The 17,649-nt window shown below is 67.6% G+C and carries 6 protein-coding genes; 5 read left to right on the forward strand and 1 reads right to left on the reverse strand.

Annotated features, from left to right (window positions below; translation table 11 throughout):
* Positions 1–297 precede the first annotated feature (297 nt).
* Positions 298–4,566, reverse strand: coding sequence for a DUF4214 domain-containing protein (locus tag M4578_RS06215; RefSeq protein ID WP_258092594.1), 4,269 nt, complete (start codon positions 4,564–4,566; stop codon positions 298–300).
* A 314-nt stretch (positions 4,567–4,880) separates the two neighbouring features.
* Here M4578_RS06215 and M4578_RS06220 point away from each other — a divergent pair, with 314 nt between their 5' ends.
* The 5 genes from M4578_RS06220 (at position 4,881) to M4578_RS06240 (ending at position 17,641) form a co-directional block, all read left to right on the forward strand.
* Positions 4,881–7,085 (forward strand): NADP-dependent isocitrate dehydrogenase, encoded by a 2,205-nt coding sequence (locus tag M4578_RS06220; RefSeq protein WP_258092595.1) that lies wholly within the window; start codon positions 4,881–4,883, stop codon positions 7,083–7,085.
* 329 nt (positions 7,086–7,414) lie between these two features.
* A complete protein-coding gene (locus tag M4578_RS06225; protein ID WP_258092596.1) occupies positions 7,415–14,821 on the forward strand; it encodes a DUF4214 domain-containing protein in 7,407 nt (2,468 codons plus the stop codon).
* A 149-nt stretch (positions 14,822–14,970) separates the two neighbouring features.
* Positions 14,971–16,221 carry an NAD(P)/FAD-dependent oxidoreductase gene (locus M4578_RS06230; protein WP_258092597.1) on the forward strand — a complete coding sequence of 417 codons (1,251 nt, stop codon included), beginning with the start codon at positions 14,971–14,973 and terminating at the stop codon, positions 16,219–16,221.
* A 71-nt stretch (positions 16,222–16,292) separates the two neighbouring features.
* A complete protein-coding gene (locus M4578_RS06235) occupies positions 16,293–16,583 on the forward strand; it encodes an ArsR/SmtB family transcription factor (RefSeq protein WP_258092598.1) in 291 nt (96 codons plus the stop codon).
* Positions 16,580–17,641: a permease gene (locus M4578_RS06240; RefSeq protein WP_258092599.1), complete on the forward strand. Its 1,062-nt coding sequence runs from the start codon at positions 16,580–16,582 to the stop codon at positions 17,639–17,641. The genes M4578_RS06235 and M4578_RS06240 overlap by 4 nt, the downstream gene beginning before the upstream one ends.
* Positions 17,642–17,649 lie beyond the last annotated feature (8 nt).

Consider the following 17,649-nt stretch of genomic DNA (forward strand, 5'->3'; position numbering starts at 1 on the left):
ATCGCGGCACGCGCCGCCGATCCGGCTCTATCCGCCGCGTTTGGGCACACCCCGGACTCTCCTCCACAGTCATCCTCCAAGCCAAGCATTGTCGAGTTTAAACGTTGTTGTCAATAAAAAACGATATTTTAGAAAGCCAGACTCTCCCGCATCCCGGCGCGCCCTCTGCCCGGCGGCGACCCGGCGCAGACACAGGGTCAGCGCCTCCTGTCATAATGTCGGTAAAAGCGTTCGGCCGGGCGCCCGCCTCCGCGCGCGCCCGGCCGTTTCAGAGCTCCGCGAACTCCCCGGTCCGGCTCAGAGCAGGACCATGTCCGGGGTCAGTTCGTTGAGCGCGGTATGCGCAAAGACGATCTCGACACCCTGATCCGAGAACACCAGATCGCCGCCGACCTCGGTCATATGCGCCAGCGCCTCCCCGGCATCGGCATAGCCGAAGCCGGTCAGTTCGAGATAATCCCAGGGCTCGAGATCCAGCACATGATGGCTGCCGCCATCCGCCTGCGCGAACCGGAAGGCATCCGCATAAAGCCCGCCGGCCAGCCAGTTCTCGCCCGTGCCGCCGTCCAGCACATCCTGCGCGACGTCGCCGGTGCCGTGGTCGATGCCCCGGATCCAGGCCTTGAGAGCGTCGGCGGTGCTGTTCACGAATTCGGTGCTTTGCGAAAAGCCCAGCACCACCTCGGCCCGGCCCATGCCGCCGTCGAGCCGCGCCACCCAGTTGGCCAGCCCGGTGGCATCGGGATCGCGACCCAGCACATTGTTGTAAAGCAGCGTGACAAAGCCCGCATTGTCGAGCGCCCCATAGGTGTTCTGGAACTCGGTGCTGTTCACAAAGCCCGAGATGACATCCAGAAGCTCGGTGCCGTCGGCCAGACGCGCGGTCCAGTTGGCAAAGCCGGTGGGTTCCGGTTCGCGGTCGAGCGTCGCCTGATAGAGACGATAGACATCGTCGCTCCACAGCGCCTGCGAGCTGGCCATGGCATAGGCCCGCGCGGCATCGGCGGTATTATTCACGAATTCAGGGCTTTGCGAAAAGCCCAGCACCACCTGCGTCCGGGTCATCCCCTCATCGAGCCGCGCCACCCAGCTGGCCAGCCCGCCCGCATCCGGATCGCGGTCCAGAACGTTGTTGTAGAGCAGCGTCACGAAACCTTCGTTTTCGAGCGCGCCATAGGTGTTCTGGAACTCGGGGCTGGCCACGAAGCCGTTGATCACCTGCAACACGCTGTGCGAGCCGGTAAAGAGCCGCTCGGTCCAGTTCGCAAGCCCGGTCCCGTCCGGCGCGCGGTCCAGCGTCGCCTGATAGAGCCGGTAGACCGTTGCGGCGTCGTCGGGCGCATAGGCCGCATCGAACCCGTCGCCGAAGAGGTAATCATTGTCGGCGCCGCCGTCGAGCAGGTCGCCCCCCGCGCCGCCATCGACGGTGTCGGCGCCTTCGAGCCCGGACAGCGTGTTGCGCTCGGCGCCGCCCTCGAGCCGGTCGTCCCCGGATGTCCCGGTTTCGCTGACCGGCTGCGGCTGCACCACGCCGCTGCGCGCGACAAGCCGTTCCTGCGTGCCCTCGCCGTCGTAATAGCTGACCGTCAGGATCAGCCGTGCGCCCGCGTCATCGGCGGTGGGGGTGTAGATCTCATCCTGTGAGACCACCACACCGTCGCGGCTCCAGGCGTAGGAGAAAGTACCGAGCCCGTCTTCGTCGCTGATCCCGCTGGTGTCGGGCTGCAACGCCGTGCCCACCTCGGCGAAGGCCGCCAGCAGCACCTCGCCCTGCGGGGCATCGTTGACATTCGCCACGACGCCGCTGCCAAAGCTGGTCGCGCTCTCCGCATGCTGGAAATCGTCCACCAGATCGACCCGAACGGTGACCCGGGTGCCCACATCCTCCTGCGTGAGCATATAGCTCGCGCCGGTCGCGCCGGGGATTTCCTCACCGTCGCGCAACCATTGATAGCGGACGCTCGCCATCTCGAACCCGGCCTCCGAAGGCGCCGCCGCGCTCTGGATGTCGTCGGGATCGGAGAGGTTCGAGAGATCGACGGTCAGCGTTTCGCCCTCGGTCATCTCGCCCTCGACCGACAGCGTGCCGGTCAGGGCGTTGTTCCGGGTCAGCCCCTCGAAGATCACGCTGGCGCCGGTGTCGTCGAAGGTCAGCACGCGGTTACCATCGCCGTTGTAGGATACGGCAAACGCGGCCGTTCCCGCATCGCCGACCAGCGCGAAAGCGTCGGTGTAGTAATAGAAATCCGTCAGCAGCGTATCAAAGGCCCCGTGGAGCCGGAACAGATCCGCGTCATAGCCGCCGGTCAGCGTGCTGTCGCCGTAAAGCCCGGCTTCCAGCGTATCCTCGCCACGCTCGCCATCCAGGACATCGCCGCCCTCTGTCGCGTAGAGCAGATCGTCGCCAGCGTCGCCGAGGATCGAATCCGCCGCCTGCGTGCCCCAGATCGTATCGCCCCCCGTGCCCCCCTCGATCCGGTCGAAAACCGCATAGCCACCGACATCGGAAAGGTCGAAAAGCACACCGTCATCGGTCGCGCGCAGCGGGCCTGCGGTGAGGTCGAGCAGTTCGATCCCGACGATGCTGCCGAACCCGGCCAACGGCGCGCCGGAATAGAGATAGGTGTCGGTGCCGGTCCCGCCATCGACCGTATCGGTACCGCCGAAACCGGTGATCGTGTCGTTGCCGGGCCCGCCCATCAGAAGGTTGTCGTCGCCATCGCCCTCGATCAGGTCGTCGCCATCGCCGCCCTCGAGGGTCTCGAAGCCCAGCAGCACGCTGCGGGTGCCCGATCCGTCGATGGCCTCGGCATAGCCATATTGCAGCGAGGCAGTGCCGCCGCCGTCGCCCATCCGGAACGTATCGCTGCCGTCGCCACCATCGTGACGGTCGCTGCCGGCGCTCTGGATCACCAGATCGTCGCCATCCCCGGCGCTGGTGCTGTCGTCACCCGCAGTGCCGGGCAGCGTGTCGTCGCCCTCGGTCCCGGGCTCGGGGGTGTAGAGATCGCTGTCCTTGTAGGCCAACCGCGTGACCGACGAACCCTGATGGAACCAGAGCGCGAGAATCCCGTCCTCGGTCGCTGCAACGGCGGGCGCGTAGAAATTGGAGTTCGTGGTGCCGGTGTAATTCGACACATCGAACCAGTCGCCCAGCGCGCCATCCTCGTCGAGAAACACCGTGAAGGCATGGGCGCCGCGCGCCATCCCCTCCGCCGAGCTGGGGTTCACCTCGATCGTGAGCCAGGCGCCGCCATCGGGATCGGCCACCAGCGACGGGCCGAAATTGGTCCACGCCCCCTCATAGGGTTCGGCGATGGCGCTTTCAGAAACCACCCCGTCTTCGTAAAGCACCAGCGTGAGCTGCCCGTCATCGGTTCCGATCACCGCGGCAAAGCGGTTGTCGGACAGCACCGCATAGCTGGTGTAATAAATCCGCACATCCTGTGGCGTTTCGAACAACGTCCCAAGGGCCGGCCCGTCGCTGCTGCCACCGATGACCCGAAAGCTCAGATGCTCGGTGCCGAGGCTGCCGCCGCCATGGATCAGGACGGATTGCCCCTCCAGCCCGACAAGCCCGGCGCCGGTCTGGAAATTGCTGTAATCGTCGATCTGGCCGGTTGTGCCCAGATAGGCGGCGGTCGCATCGAAAGACTGCACGCTGTAGCGATAGCTGCCGCCGCTGTCATAGCCGGTGCCCACGGCAATGGTGCCATCCGCGAGTTCCTCGAGGCTGATATTGTCGCTGTAAAGCCGCAGGCTGCTCAGCACCGCGACCGGCGCCTCGCGCGGCGTGCCGTCCGCGTCGAAGATCTGCATCCAGACCGTATCGCGGTCGCGGGTGCTGTCGGGATCGTCCGAGGCGACAACCCAGACCATGGCGATGCCACCATCCTGCAACGCGACGATCTGCCCGCCCCGGATCCCGACAAACTGCCCCCCCACGCCGGCCGAGGCTTCGTCGGGCGTGCTTTCCCACAGGATCTGCCCGTCGGAATCCATCGCCCGGAGCACGAAGCGTTCCTCGCCGCGATCGCTGCTGCCCGTGAGGTCGAGCAGTTGCACGACCGTTCCGTCGGGCCGGGACACCACCCGCGAGGCAATCGGTTCGTTGTAGTAATAGCCGGTATCGTCGGTGATCGGCATCGACTTCGCGTAAAAGGGCAGATCGGGCCATTCCAGCGCGTGATCGGTGCCGTCGGGATCGGTCAGCGTCTCGACATCGCGCAGCAGCGCCTGCCCGACGATGTTGAAGGTGTTGTTCGGAAGGTTCTCGGTCAGCAGCAGAACGCGCGTGGTGTAGCCCGCGAACAGCATCGGGTCGATCTGCTCGAACGCATAGGTCGGCGTCAGAAGGGTGTTGCCGGGATCGACATCCTCGACCGCCACCGTGTCGGACCCGTCGCCGCCGTCGATCCGCTCCACCGACTCGAGCGGATAGGTAATGCGGCTGGCCCAGGTTTCTCCGAAGAAGATCCAGTCGTCTCCCGGTCCCGCATAGATCACATCCGCACTCGAACTGGTGATGATACTGTCGTCGCCGGGGGTGCCGAAAATAGTGCTCATTCGAAGGCCTTCAATTTCAATAGATTTCCGTTCGCAGTGCCTTTGTGAACAAACGATTACGCAGGGGCAAGCGGAAAGCCGCCGATTGCGCCACGCTCACGCAAGGGCAGCGCGCCCAGTACGCACCTGCCCTGCTGCACGAGCGGCTAGCGACGCGGCACAATCCCGACTTTCGCGGAATGGGGGCGTTAACAGCGCCTTTTCGCCCCCGATAGGTGCTTTTCGCTACAGGTCCGGGATGCTACAGGCTCTTCCCGTGACGTGCCGCACGGACCGCGGCCGGCAAATTCCAGCAATTGGAGGGGCTCTGTAATATGGCTGACCAAAACACTCCCGACATCGTGTATACAAAGGTAGACGAAGCGCCCGAGCTGGCCTCGGCCTCGCTCCTGCCGATCATCCAGAGCTTTGCCTCCGCGGCGGGAATCACCGTGGGCACCAAGGACATCTCGCTGGCCGGGCGCATCCTCGCGACCTTTCCCGAGGCGCTCAGCGAAGATCAGCGCCAGTCCGACGATCTCGCCTGGCTTGGCGAATGGGTGAAGAAACCCGAAGCCAACGTCATCAAGCTGCCGAACATCTCCGCCTCGGTGCCGCAGCTCGTGGCCGCGATCAAGGAACTGCAATCCCAGGGCTACGCCCTGCCCGATTACCCCGAAGCCCCCGCGACCGACGCGGAAAAGGCCGTGCGCGCCAAATACGACGGCATCAAGGGGTCTGCGGTGAACCCGGTTCTGCGCGAGGGCAACTCCGACCGCCGCGCCGCCGCCGCCGTGAAGAAATTCGCGCAGTCCAACCCGCATCGCATGGGCGAATGGGTGTCCGACAGCAAGACCCGCGTCGCCGCCATGGACGGCGGTGACTTCTTCTCGAACGAGCTGTCCGCCACCCTGCCGAAAGCCGCCACCGCCAAGATCGTGCTGGAAACCGCCGAGGGCGAAACCGTGCTGAAAGAGGGCGTGGCCTATCCGCAGGGCACCGTGGTCGATGCCACCTATATGAGCGCCAAGGCGCTGGACGCCTTCCTGGAAGACGAGATCGCCAAGACGAAAGCCGAAGGCGTGCTCTTCTCGCTGCACATGAAGGCCACGATGATGAAGGTCTCCGACCCGATCATCTTCGGCCACGCGGTCAAAGCCTGGCTGAAGCCGGTCTTCGAGCAGTTCGGCGACAAGATGGCCGCGCTGGGGGTGAACCCGAATTCGGGCCTGGGCGATCTGCTGGCACGGGTGAAGGACGATGCCGAGATCATGGCCGCCATCGAGGCGGTCACCGCCGAGCGTCCGCCGATGTATATGGTGAACTCCGACAAGGGCATCACCAACCTGCACGTGCCGTCGGACGTGATCATCGACGCCTCGATGCCCGCGCTGATCCGCGCTGGCGGCAAGGGCTGGGGCCCGGACGGCAAGGAAGACGATTGCGTCTGCGTGATCCCCGACAATTCCTATGCGCCGGTCTATGACGCCTCCATCGAGTTCTTCAAGGCCAACGGCAAGCTGAACCCCGCCACCGCCGGCACCGTTCAGAACATCGGCCTGATGGCGCAGAAGGCCGAGGAATACGGCAGCCACCCCACCACCTTCGAGATGCCCGCCGCCGGCACCGTGAAGATGATCCTCGACGACGGCACCGTGCTGCATGCGCACGAGGTGGAAGCGGGCGACATCTGGCGTTCGGCCTCGGCCCGTCAGGCGCCGATCGAAGACTGGGTGAACCTCGCCATCGACCGCCAGAAGGCCACCGGCTACCGCGCGATCTTCTGGCTGGACGCGGCCCGCGCCCATGACGCCGAGCTGATCGCCTATGTGAAACCGATCCTCGAAGCCAAGGGCGTTGCCGACAAGTTCGAGATCATGGCGCCGCGCGAGGCCACCATTGCCTCGCTCGAAACCATCACCAAGGGCGAGAACACGATTGCCATCACCGGCAACGTGCTGCGCGACTACCTGACCGACCTCTTCCCGATCCTGGAACTGGCGACCTCGGCCAAGATGCTGTCCATCGTGAAGCTGATGAACGGCGGCGGCCTCTTCGAAACCGGCGCCGGCGGCTCGGCACCGAAGCACGTGCAGCAGCTCATGGAAGAGAACCACCTGCGCTGGGACTCGCTTGGCGAGTTCTGCGCCCTCGGCGAGAGCTTCAAGTTCTTCGCCGACCAGTCGGGGAATGAAAAGGCCCGCGTGCTGGGCGATGCGGTGGACGCGGCAACCCAGGGCATCCTCGACAACGACCGCTCGCCGTCCCGCAAGGTGGGTGAGCCCGACAACCGCGACAGCCATTACTGGTTCGCCCGCTACTGGGCCGAGGCGCTGGCGGCGCAATCGGCGGATGCCGGTCTGGCGGCGCATTTCGCCCCCATCGCCAAGGCACTGGCCGACAGCGAGGCGACCGTCGTCGCCGATCTCGCCGCGGTGCAGGGCAAACCGGCGGATCTGGGCGGCTATTACCACGGCGATGCCGGGAAGACCGCAGCGGTGATGCGCCCCTCTGCCGCGCTGAACGCCATCATCGGCTAAGCCCCGCGCGCGCCTTGCGCCCGGTCTGAAACAGCCCCCGCCCGGTCCTCCGGGCGGGGGTTTTCGTTCCTGGCCCCTGTCCCGCCCGCCCGGCGTGGCTGAGGATCGGACAAAGACCGGAACATCGCTCGGGACGGTTCCCGAGAGCGGGCTCTATCGGCTTGACATGAAAGCCTTTTCATCGTCGTCTCACCGGGAACCGTCCGGCCCCCGGCGCCGCTTCGCCCTCAGCGCGAGCAGACCGGCAGGGTATCCCCACCGGGAACGGGCAGACTGGAGACGGGCGCCTTCGGGCCTCCCCACAAAGATCGAAGCGGAAGAGCCTGGTCATGGGTACGGCGATCACTGGTAACGGCAGTCTGGTTTCCGGGCTGGGCGGCCCCGAGGGCTATGGCGAGATCCGGCTGCCCAACATCGACGATTTTCAACTGCGCGTCGATGTCTCGGCGGTGTTCGCGAACGGGTTCGTCATCGGCGGACGCAGCTACAGCGCCACCGATTTCCGCGTCAGCACCAATGGCTTTGTCGCGTTCGGCCCCAACGCCTATTACTACGACACCAACCACATCCCGACCGGCCAGACAGAGCCGGTGATCGCCGCGCTCTGGACCGACATCGCCCCGCATTTCAACAATGCCCGCATCTATGTGGATGTGGATCCCGTCGGCGATGTGGTCACCATCACCTGGCTCGACGTGCTGCCCTACCAATACAACCGGACCGCTGGCGGCAGCTCGTTCCAGATTCAGCTTTTCGACCGTCCCGGCGACGATTTCGACGTGGTGCTGCGCTATGGGAATGTGACCTGGGGCGCCTCCGATCCCGCCGGCCCCGCGGCCTCCGGTGTCGCCCTCGGCGAGTTCGTGGCGACCACCTCGGCCTCGGGCGATGCCGCGCGCAGCGCCCAGCTCGACACCACGACCGGCAACACCGGGCAGACCGGCATGTGGGTCTTTCAGTACCTCTCGCCCACGCTGCACGCGCCCGATGCGGGCGACGTGCGTTTCGAGATGTCCGAAGACGGTCTTCTCACGCTCACCCCCACGCAGATTCTGGCCAGTTCGAGCGACGCGGACCACGACGTACTCTCGCTTGCCGCCGTGGGGAGCATGAGCAACGGCACGCTGGTGCAAAACGCCGATGGCAGCCTGTCCATCGCACCGGCGGAGAATTTCAACGGCGAGCTGAGCTTTACCTTCACCGTCTCGGACGGTCGGCGCAGCAGCACCGCGACCGCCCGCATCGACGTGGCCCCGGTCAACGACGCCCCCACCGCCGAGGGCGAGGAGATGAAGGGCTTTGCCGGCGTCGCCATGCAGATCGCCGCCGAGACGCTGCTGGCCAACGACAGCGACATCGACGGCGACACGCTGTCGATCGTCGCCGTGGACAGCGCCTTTGGCGGCACCGTCGCGCTGAACGAGGACGGCTCGGTCCTGTTCACCCCAGATGACGGGCTCGTCGGGCCGGCGGGCTTTTCCTATACGATCAGCGATCCCGACGGGCTGACCGCAACCGCGACCGCGACGGTGAACGTGCGCGAGGCGGTGACCGAGGTCACCCTGCGGAACCTCGACGGCGCGGAGGGGGTCAAGCTGACCGCCGAGCTGCTCGGCGGCACGGCGACGCTGCTGGGCGACGTCAATGGCGACGGGCGCGCCGATCTGCTGATTGGCGGACGGTCGGAATGGAGCAACGCCATCAGCAACCTTGTCATCGGCGACAACTATCTGGTCTACGGCCGCGCCGGCGGCTATGCCGACCTGCTCGGCTCGGTCATCGGCGGACCGGCGGTGTTTCTCGAGAACGAGGCCGGCGGCGCCACCACGCGCATCGCCCCGCTGGGCGTTTCGGTCGCGACCGGCGCGAGCATGGCCCCGGCGGGCGATGTCAACGGCGACGGGCTGGCGGATTTCCTCATCTCCTCGCGGAACGCCCGCGCCAATGGCCAGGACGGTGCCGGCATCGTGCATCTGGTCTATGGCCAGGCCGGCGGTTTCGGCACCGACCTGACGCTGTCGGGGCTGAGCGGCGCGCGCGGCGCCACCATCCAGGGCACCACCCGCAACCAGTTTCTGGGGGCCGGCGTGATCGGGGTCGGCGATGTCAACGGCGACGGCTATGCAGACATCATGATCTCGGCCACCCGCGCGACGGTGGACGGGCGCGCTCAGGCCGGCGAGAGCTATGTGTTCTTCGGCGGCCCCGGCGGCGCCGGGCTGAGCGGCACGCTCACCATCGCCGACGCGGATCTGGTCTTGCAGGGGGGCCATGCCTATCAGATGAGCGGCGCCGCGCTGGCCGGCGTCGGCGATGTCAACGGCGACGGTATCGACGACATGCTGATCGGCGCCCCGGATACGCTGAGCGCCGGCACCGGCACCCATGCGGCGGCCTATCTCGTCTATGGCTCCCGCAGCTACGGCAGCCGGACCCTCGACCTCACCGCGCTCACCCCCGATCAAGGCATCGCCTTTACGCTTCCGGCCGCGGACACCGCCCTGGGCGCCCATGTGGCCGCCATCGGCGACATCAACGGCGACGGGCTTCCCGATTTCGCCATCTCGGCGGAATATGCCAGCGTGAACGGCGTTGCGAACAGCGGCAGCGTCTATGTGATCTTTGGCAAGCGTGGCGGGCTCGACGCCGGGATCGACCTCTCCACGCTCAACGGCAGCGACGGGTTCCGCATCGACGGCGCGGCGGGGGCACGACTCGGCTATGGCGCGATCACCGCGGCGGGCGATTTCAACAATGACGGCATTGACGATCTGGCCCTGCTGTCGCTGCTCGACCCGGCCGTCGACGGAAGCGACGGCACCGGCCGCGCCTATGTCATCTACGGATCGGAGGCCGGGATGCCCGCCACGCTTTCGGTCGAGGCGCTGAACGGCGTGCGCGGGATCACCCTCGACAACAGCTTCGTGCAGCGCCTGCTTTCGGTTGCCGGCGGCGGCGACCTGAACGGCGACGGTATCGACGATCTGGTGCTGACCGGCAGCGACGACCGCAGCTATATCGTCTACGGCTTCGACAATGCCTCGCCGATCTCTCCCAGCGCGCCGCAGCTCGTCAATGACGAGCTCGTCGCGCTGGCGAATACCGGGCTGATCATCGCGGCCGCGGACCTGCTGGCCAACGACAGCGACAACCGGCCGCTGGTCACCGGCATCGCCGAGGTGTTCGGCGCCAGCCATGGCACCGTCACGCTGACCGCCGAGGGCGATCTGCGCTTTGTTCCCGAGACCAATTTCATCGGCGAGGCCGGCTTCAGCTACCGGGTGATCGACGAGGACGGCGAGGCCGCCAGCGCGCGCGTCACCGTGCAGGTGCAGGAGCATCCGGCACCGGCCAGCATTTCGGGCGATCTTACCGGAACCGTCGATGAAAGCGCCCCGGCGCAGCGCGCCTCGGGACGGATCCTCGTCAGCGACCCGAACACCGGCGAGGGCCGGCTCGCCCCCATCGACCCCGCCGCGCTCGACGGGCTTTATGGCACGTTCACGCTCAGCTCCACCGGGCTCTGGAGCTATACGATCGACCCCGCCAGCCCCGCCTTTGCCGCGCTGGACGACGGCGATGTCGCGGTCGAACAGCTCACGGTGCAAAGCCTCGACGGCAGCCGCTCGGCCACGATCAATGTCAGCGTCGTCGGGCGCGACGAGACCGAGCTGGCGCGCAGCGGCGACAGCTTCGTGCTGAACCTCGACCGCTCGGACCACAAGTTCGACCTCGACAGCGCGCTGCTCAGCGGCGGCAGCCGGGCCGTGGTCTGGACCGCAACGATGCAGGACGGCTCGGGCACAGGGGTCTATCTGCGCACCGTCAGCGCCAGCGGCGACCCGGTCTCGACCGAGCTGCCGCTGGCCACGGCCACCCAGCTCGACCAGCGCCATCCGGTTGTGGCCGGCATGAGCAACGGCGGCTTCATGGTGGCCTGGCAGGATTTCTCCGGCGGCGCCAACACGCCCCCCGCCATCGAGCTGCGCAGCTTCAACCTGTTCGGTCCCGCGACGGGCACCTTCCGGCTGACCCATATCGACGGGCTGCTTGACCCGCTGGTGCTGGGGCTGGAAGGCGGCGGCGCGCTGGTGCTCGCCCAGCGCCGCGGGTTTCCCGACAACGACAATGCGCTGGTGCTGCAACGCTTCGACGCGACAGCCCAGCCGGTGGGCGGCCTCATCGAGCTGCCCGGAAATCCCGGCGCCGAGACCAACCCCGCGCTGGCGCAGCTTGCCGATGGCTCGATCCTGCTGACCTGGCAGACCTCCGGCGTGCTGATGATGCAGCGGCTGACCGCCAACGGTCATCCCAGCGGCACCCCCTTCGCCACCGGCATCGACGATGTCGGCGGCATGGGCGCCAAGGTCACCGCGCTGAACGGTGGCGGCTATGTGCTGAGCTGGGATGCGACCGGCGGCGACGCATTGGGCGTCAAGGCGCAGATCTTCGATGCGGCGGGCGTTGCGCTGACCGGCGAAATCCTGGTCGATCCCGACGCGGTGATGGCGCTCGGCCATGCCGTAACCGCGCTCGACGATGGCGGTTTTGCCCTGGCCTGGGCCCGCGTGGTCGATGGCCGGACCCTCGTCGGCCTCCAGGCCTTCGACGCCGCCGGCACCGCCGCCGGCGCCATCCTCGAGGCCGGCGTCATCGCCGCGTTCACCGACACGACGCTGTTCGACCTGCTGCCCATCGGTCTCGAAGGCAGCGGCACCACCGATCTGACGGTATATTTCCCGCAGGTTCCCGAGGGCAGCGCCACCAGCGACATCGTCGGCCAGACCGTCGAGATCGTCCTGCCCATCGAGATGACGTTGCAGGACGACACCCATACCGTCGTCGAGGGCGGCACCACCTTGCAGGCGGCGCTGTTCGACAACGACAGCGGGTTCCGCCTGCATGTGGTGGCGGTGGACGGCCAGAGCGTCGATGGCACGCTGGATCTCGCCGGGCCGGTCGGCACGCTGACGATCACCGCCGGCGGCCTGCTGCGCTATGTCACCGACGATCCGGACAACCAGCTTGCCAAGGGCATGTCCGCGACCCAGGTCTGGCAGGTCACCGTCGAGGACGGCGCCGGCAATCGCAGCACCCAGTCGCTGGAGATCACCGTGCTGGGCTCGGGCGAGACGGTCACCCGGATCGGCACGCCCGGGGCGGACAGTCTCGAGGGCGGGTTCGGAGACGACAGTCTCGACGGTCTGGCGGGCAACGACACGCTGGACGGCGGGTCGGGGGCCGACACGCTGACCGGCGGATCGGGCAGCGACCGGCTGACCGGCGGCGCGGGTCCGGATCTGTTCATTCTCTCGCCCGGCAGCGACGACGACGTGCTGACCGATTTCGATTTCTCCGAGGACAGCCTCGACCTCTCGGCCTTCGACACGACCAGCCTCGCGGCCTGGCAGACCCGCTATGACAGCGCCACCGGCAACCGCATCGTGACCCTCGCCGAAGGCGGCACGCTGACCTTCGAGGGGATCGGCGTGGAGAACTTCGCCCCCACCGGCAGCCTTCAGGTCACCGGCACCGCGCAACAAGGCGAGACCCTGAGCGCCGATGCCTCGGGCATCAGCGATGCCGATGGCCTAGGCCCCCTGCCCGCCACCCTGCAATGGCTGCGCGACGGCGAGCCCATCGACGGTGCCACCGGCACCACCTATCTGCTCACCCAGGAGGATGTCGGCCACCGCATCGAGCTGCGCTACAGCTACACCGACCTCTTCGGCACGGCGGAGCAGGTGACCGCCCTCGCCGCAGAAAACGTGACCAATGTGAACGACCTGCCCTCCGGCACGCTCACCGTCACCGGCACCGCGCAACAAGGCGAGACCCTGAGCGCCGATACCTCGGGTATCACCGATGCCGATGGCCTAGGCCCCCTGCCCGCCACCCTGCAATGGCTGCGCGACGGCGAGCCCATCGACGGTGCCACCGGCACCACCTATCTGCTCACCCAGGAGGATGTCGGCCACCGCATCGAGCTGCGCTACAGCTACACCGACCTCTTCGGCACCGCAGAGCAGGTCACCGCCCTCGCCGCAGAAAACGTGACCAATGTGAACGACCTGCCCTCAGGTACGCTCACCGTCACCGGCACCGCGCAACAAGGCGAGACCCTGAGCGTCGATGCCTCGGGTATCAGCGATGCCGACGGAATGGGCCCCCTGCCCGCCACCCTGCAATGGCTGCGCGACGGAGAGCCCATCGACGGCGCCACCGGCACCACCTATCTGCTCACCCAGGAGGATGTCGGCCACCGCATCGAGCTGCGTTACAGCTACACCGATCTGACCGGCACCTCGGAAAGCGTCACCGCGCTGGTCAGCGAGGCGGTGGCGAATGTGAACGACGCCCCCTCGGGCGGTGTCGAAATCTCTGGCGCGGCCCTCCAGGGTGCGGTGCTGAGCGCCTCGCAGAGCATCGGCGATGCGGACGGGTTCGATGCCGCAGCGCTCGTCTACCAGTGGCTGCGCGACGGCGCGCCGATCCCCGGCGCCGACGCGCCCAGCTATACCATCGCCGCGGGCGATATCGGCCACCAGATCTCGGTCCGGGTCAGCTATGAGGACGGCGGCGGCACGCTGGAAAGCCTCACCAGCCCGGAAAGCGCAACGGTCCTGCCCGAGACCGCCTATGGCGGCGATCTGCTGAGCGGCGGCGCGGGCGACACCCGGCTCTTCGGCGACGGCTTCGAGGCGCGCTATGCGCCCGACGAGGCCGCCGCGGTCTATCGGCTCTACCAGGCCACCTTCGCGCGCGCCCCCGATGCCACGGGCTTTGACAACTGGACCGAGCGGCTGGCCACCGATCTCCGGACCCCGGTGCAGGTGAGCGGCGCCTTCGTGACCAGCACCGAGTTCCAGAACACCTATGGTGCGCTCGACAATGCGGGCTTTGTCGCGCTGCTCTATCAGAACGTGCTGGGCCGCGCGGCCGATGAAACCGGGCTGGCCAACTGGACCGCGCGGCTCGACGGCGGCATGAGCCGCGCCCAGGTCGTGCTGGGTTTTGCCCAGAGCCAGGAATTCGTCAGCGACACGCAAGCCGATGCCCGGGCCTTTGCCGAGGCCCGCAGCCCAACGACCTGGAGCGACGAGGTCTACCGGCTCTACCAGGCGACGCTCGACCGCGCGCCCGATCCGACGGGCTTTGCCAACTGGTCCGGGCGGCTGGCGGACGGTATGCCGTTTACCACCGTGATCAACAGCTTCGTGACCAGCACCGAGTTCCAGAACACCTATGGCGCGCTCGACAACGAAGGCTTTGTCGCGCTGCTCTATCAGAACGTGCTCGGCCGCGATGCCGACGCCACCGGGCTGGCGAACTGGACGGCCCGGCTCGACAGTGGCATGAGCCGCGCGCAGGTCGTGCTCGGCTTTGCCCAGAGCAGCGAATTCGTCAGCGCCACCCAAGAGGATCTGCGCCTGTGGATGCTCGACCAGGGGATCGACGACCGGATCGAGGCGCGCGGCACGGCAACGGAGCTGGCCGGCGGGCTCTGGGCCGATCTCTTCGTCTTCGGCACAAGTGACCCCGGAACGTTCCGCGTGCACGATCTGGAGCCCTGGGATCTGCTGTCCTTCGAGGGCTTCGGCTATGCCGACGGCACCGAGGCCCGCAGCCACTTTGCGCCGCAGGGTGCGGATCTGGTCTTCAGCGACCAGGGGGTGACGGTGATCTTCGAAAACACGGGGCTTGCGGCGCTGGATCCCGATCTTATCCTGGTCTGACAGGAACCGGCGCCACGCGGCGCATCCCGACGCCCCGCGAAAGGAGGTCTCATGATCCGCGCATTGCCGCCCCGCCCGGACGTCTCCGGTCCGGGACGACCGGATGCCGCGCCGCCGCAGCGCGCGGCGCGGCCTGCGAGGCCCCGCCCATGTCCGTGATCGTCCTCGGCGCCGGCATGGTCGGCATCGGCTCGGCCCTCGCGTTGCAGGCGCGCGGGCATGAGGTGACCGTGATCGACCGCCGCCTCCCCGGCTCAGAAACCAGCCATGGAAATGCCGGCATCATCCAGGGCGAGGCGGTCGAGCCCTATGCCATGCCGCGCGGGCTGGCGGGCCTGACCGGCATCCTGCTGAAACGCGGCAATGACATCGACTGGAACATCCCCGGCGTGCTGCGCAACGCCCCGGCGCTGGCGGGCTACTGGCTGGCCTCCGCCCCGGCGCGCCACCGCGAGATCTCGCGGGTTTACGCGCGGCTCATCCGCCGCGCCACGGCGGATCACGCACCGCTGATCGAGGCCGCCGGCGCCGGCGATCTGGTCCGGCGCGAGGGGTTTCGCAACGTCCACCGCGATGCGGCGGGGTTCGAGGCGGAGGCGCGCGACGCCGAGCGGCTGGCGCGCAATGCCGGTCTCTCGGTCGAGATCGAGGACGGCGCCGCGCTCGCCACCGCCGTGCCCGCGCTGCGCCGACCGATGGCGGGGGCGGTGGTTTGGAAAGACGCCTGGCCCTGTCGCGACCCGGGCGGGCTGGTGCGGGCCTATGCCGATCTCTTCACCGCGCGCGGCGGGCGCATCCTGACCGGCGACGCGCTGAGCCTGGCGCAGACCCGGCCCGGCTGGCGCGTTGCCAGCGACGACGGTGCCGTCGAGGCGGCGCAGGTGGTGGTCGCGCTCGGACCCTGGTCGCCGGCGCTTCTGGCGCGCTTCGGCTATCGCATCCGGATGGTGCCCAAGCGTGGCTATCACGCGCATCTCACCGCCGCCGGGGGGCGCAATGCCCTGCCGCTCGACCGCCCGCTGATGGATGTGGCCAATGGCGCGGTGTTCTCGCCGATGCGCGGCGGCCTGCGCATCCTGACCGGCGCCGACCTCTCCTCCGGCCGCCGCGATCCCGCCACCGCGCCGCAGCTCGACCGGGCGGTGGCAGCGGCGCGCGACTTGCTGGAGCTGGGTCCCGAAGCGCCCGGCGGGCGCTGGACGGGCGTGCGCCCCTGCATGCCCGACATGCTGCCGCTCACCGGCCCCGCGCCGCGCCATACCGGCCTGTGGTTCAATTTCGGCCACGGTCATCAGGGCTTTACCCTGGGCCCGACCAGCGGCGCGCTGCTCGCCGCCCGGATGGCCGGCGAAACCGACCCCGCGCTCGCGGCGCTCGACCCGACCCGCCTGCGCCTCTAATACCGCCGGTTGATCCAAATCAAGGCAACTCCGCCGCCCTTATGCGCCTATGCGCATAAAGGGGATTGCCGATGATTCTGACCGTTCTCTCGGCCATGGCCGAACCGACCCGCCTGGAAGCGATGCGGATTCTCAGCGATGGCTCTGAGCATTGCGTCTGCGAGCTGATGAAGCGGCTGGGCGCCACGCAAAGCCGCATGTCGCGGCATATGCAGGTGCTCAAGCAGGCCGGTCTGGTGACCGACCGGCGCGATGCCCAATGGGTGCGTTACCGGCTGAACCCCGCCCTGCCCCCGGAGCTGGACGCGGTCGTCGCCGCCGTCTTCCGGGCCGCGCAAAGCCAGGAAAGGAGCGCCGCATGAGCGCCGACATCACCACCCCCGCACATCCCTCGCGCCCCGACTGGCAGTGGCATCTGGGCGTTGCCGCCTTTGCCGTTGCCTGGTGGCTGGTCTATCGCCAGTTGCGCCCGCTATCCGAATGGATCACGGCGCTGCTGCCGGTCGAGCGGCACAGCCACAGCGGCGAGGCCATCGCCTTTTTCCTCTACGACGTGCCGAAGGTGATGATGCTGCTGACGCTCATCGTCTTCGCCATGGGCGTGGTGCGCAGCTTCTTCTCCGCCGAAAAGACCCGCGCGGTGCTGTCGGGCAAGGCCGAGGGCGTCGGCAATGTACTGGCGGCCGGTCTCGGCGTGCTGACGCCGTTCTGTTCCTGCTCGGCGGTGCCGCTTTTCATCGGTTTCGTCTCGGCGGGCGTGCCGCTGGGCGTGACCTTCTCCTTCCTGATCGCCGCGCCGATGGTGAACGAGGTGGCGCTGGTGCTGCTTTTCGGTCTGGTCGGCTGGCAGGTGGCGGTGACCTATCTCGCCTTCGGTCTGGGCATCGCCATCGTGGCGGGCTTTGTCATCGGCAAGCTGCGCCTCGAAGGCTGGTTGCAGGACTGGGTGCGCGAGATCCACACCGGCGCCGGTGCGCCCGCCGACATCGACACCGCGCATCCCGGCATGGTGGACCGCTACAAGCTGGGCATCGCCGCCGTGCGCGAGATCTTCGGCAAGGTCTGGCTGTGGATCCTGCTGGGGATCGGCATGGGCGCGCTGATCCACGGCTATGTGCCCGAGGATCTGATGGTGCGCATCATGGGCGCCGGCACCTGGTGGTCCGTGCCCGCCGCGGTGCTGATGGGAATCCCGATGTACACCAATGCCGCCGGCGTCATTCCCATCGTCGAGGCGCTGCTTGGCAAGGGCGCCGCGCTTGGCACCGTGCTGGCCTTCATGATGAGCGTGATCGCGCTGTCGCTGCCCGAGATGATCATTCTCAAGCAGGTGCTGACCCTGCGCCTGATCGCCGTCTTCATCGGCGTGGTGGCCAGCGGCATCCTCGCGGTCGGCATCCTGTTCAACCTGATCTTCTGAAAGGAGAC

The sequence above is a fragment of the Salipiger pentaromativorans genome (genome assembly GCF_024721115.1).
In the GTDB taxonomy this organism is placed as follows: domain Bacteria; phylum Pseudomonadota; class Alphaproteobacteria; order Rhodobacterales; family Rhodobacteraceae; genus Salipiger; species Salipiger pentaromativorans.

Excerpts from the sequence above, each read along its gene's own strand:
- M4578_RS06215 (WP_258092594.1), bottom strand. The coding sequence starts at position 4,566 with ATGAGCACTATTTTCGGCACCCCCGGCGACGACAGTATCATCACCAGT.
- M4578_RS06220 (WP_258092595.1), top strand. The coding sequence starts at position 4,881 with ATGGCTGACCAAAACACTCCCGACATCGTGTATACAAAGGTAGACGAA.
- M4578_RS06225 (WP_258092596.1), top strand. The coding sequence starts at position 7,415 with ATGGGTACGGCGATCACTGGTAACGGCAGTCTGGTTTCCGGGCTGGGC.
- M4578_RS06230 (WP_258092597.1), top strand. The coding sequence starts at position 14,971 with ATGTCCGTGATCGTCCTCGGCGCCGGCATGGTCGGCATCGGCTCGGCC.
- M4578_RS06235 (WP_258092598.1), top strand. The coding sequence starts at position 16,293 with ATGATTCTGACCGTTCTCTCGGCCATGGCCGAACCGACCCGCCTGGAA.
- M4578_RS06240 (WP_258092599.1), top strand. The coding sequence starts at position 16,580 with ATGAGCGCCGACATCACCACCCCCGCACATCCCTCGCGCCCCGACTGG.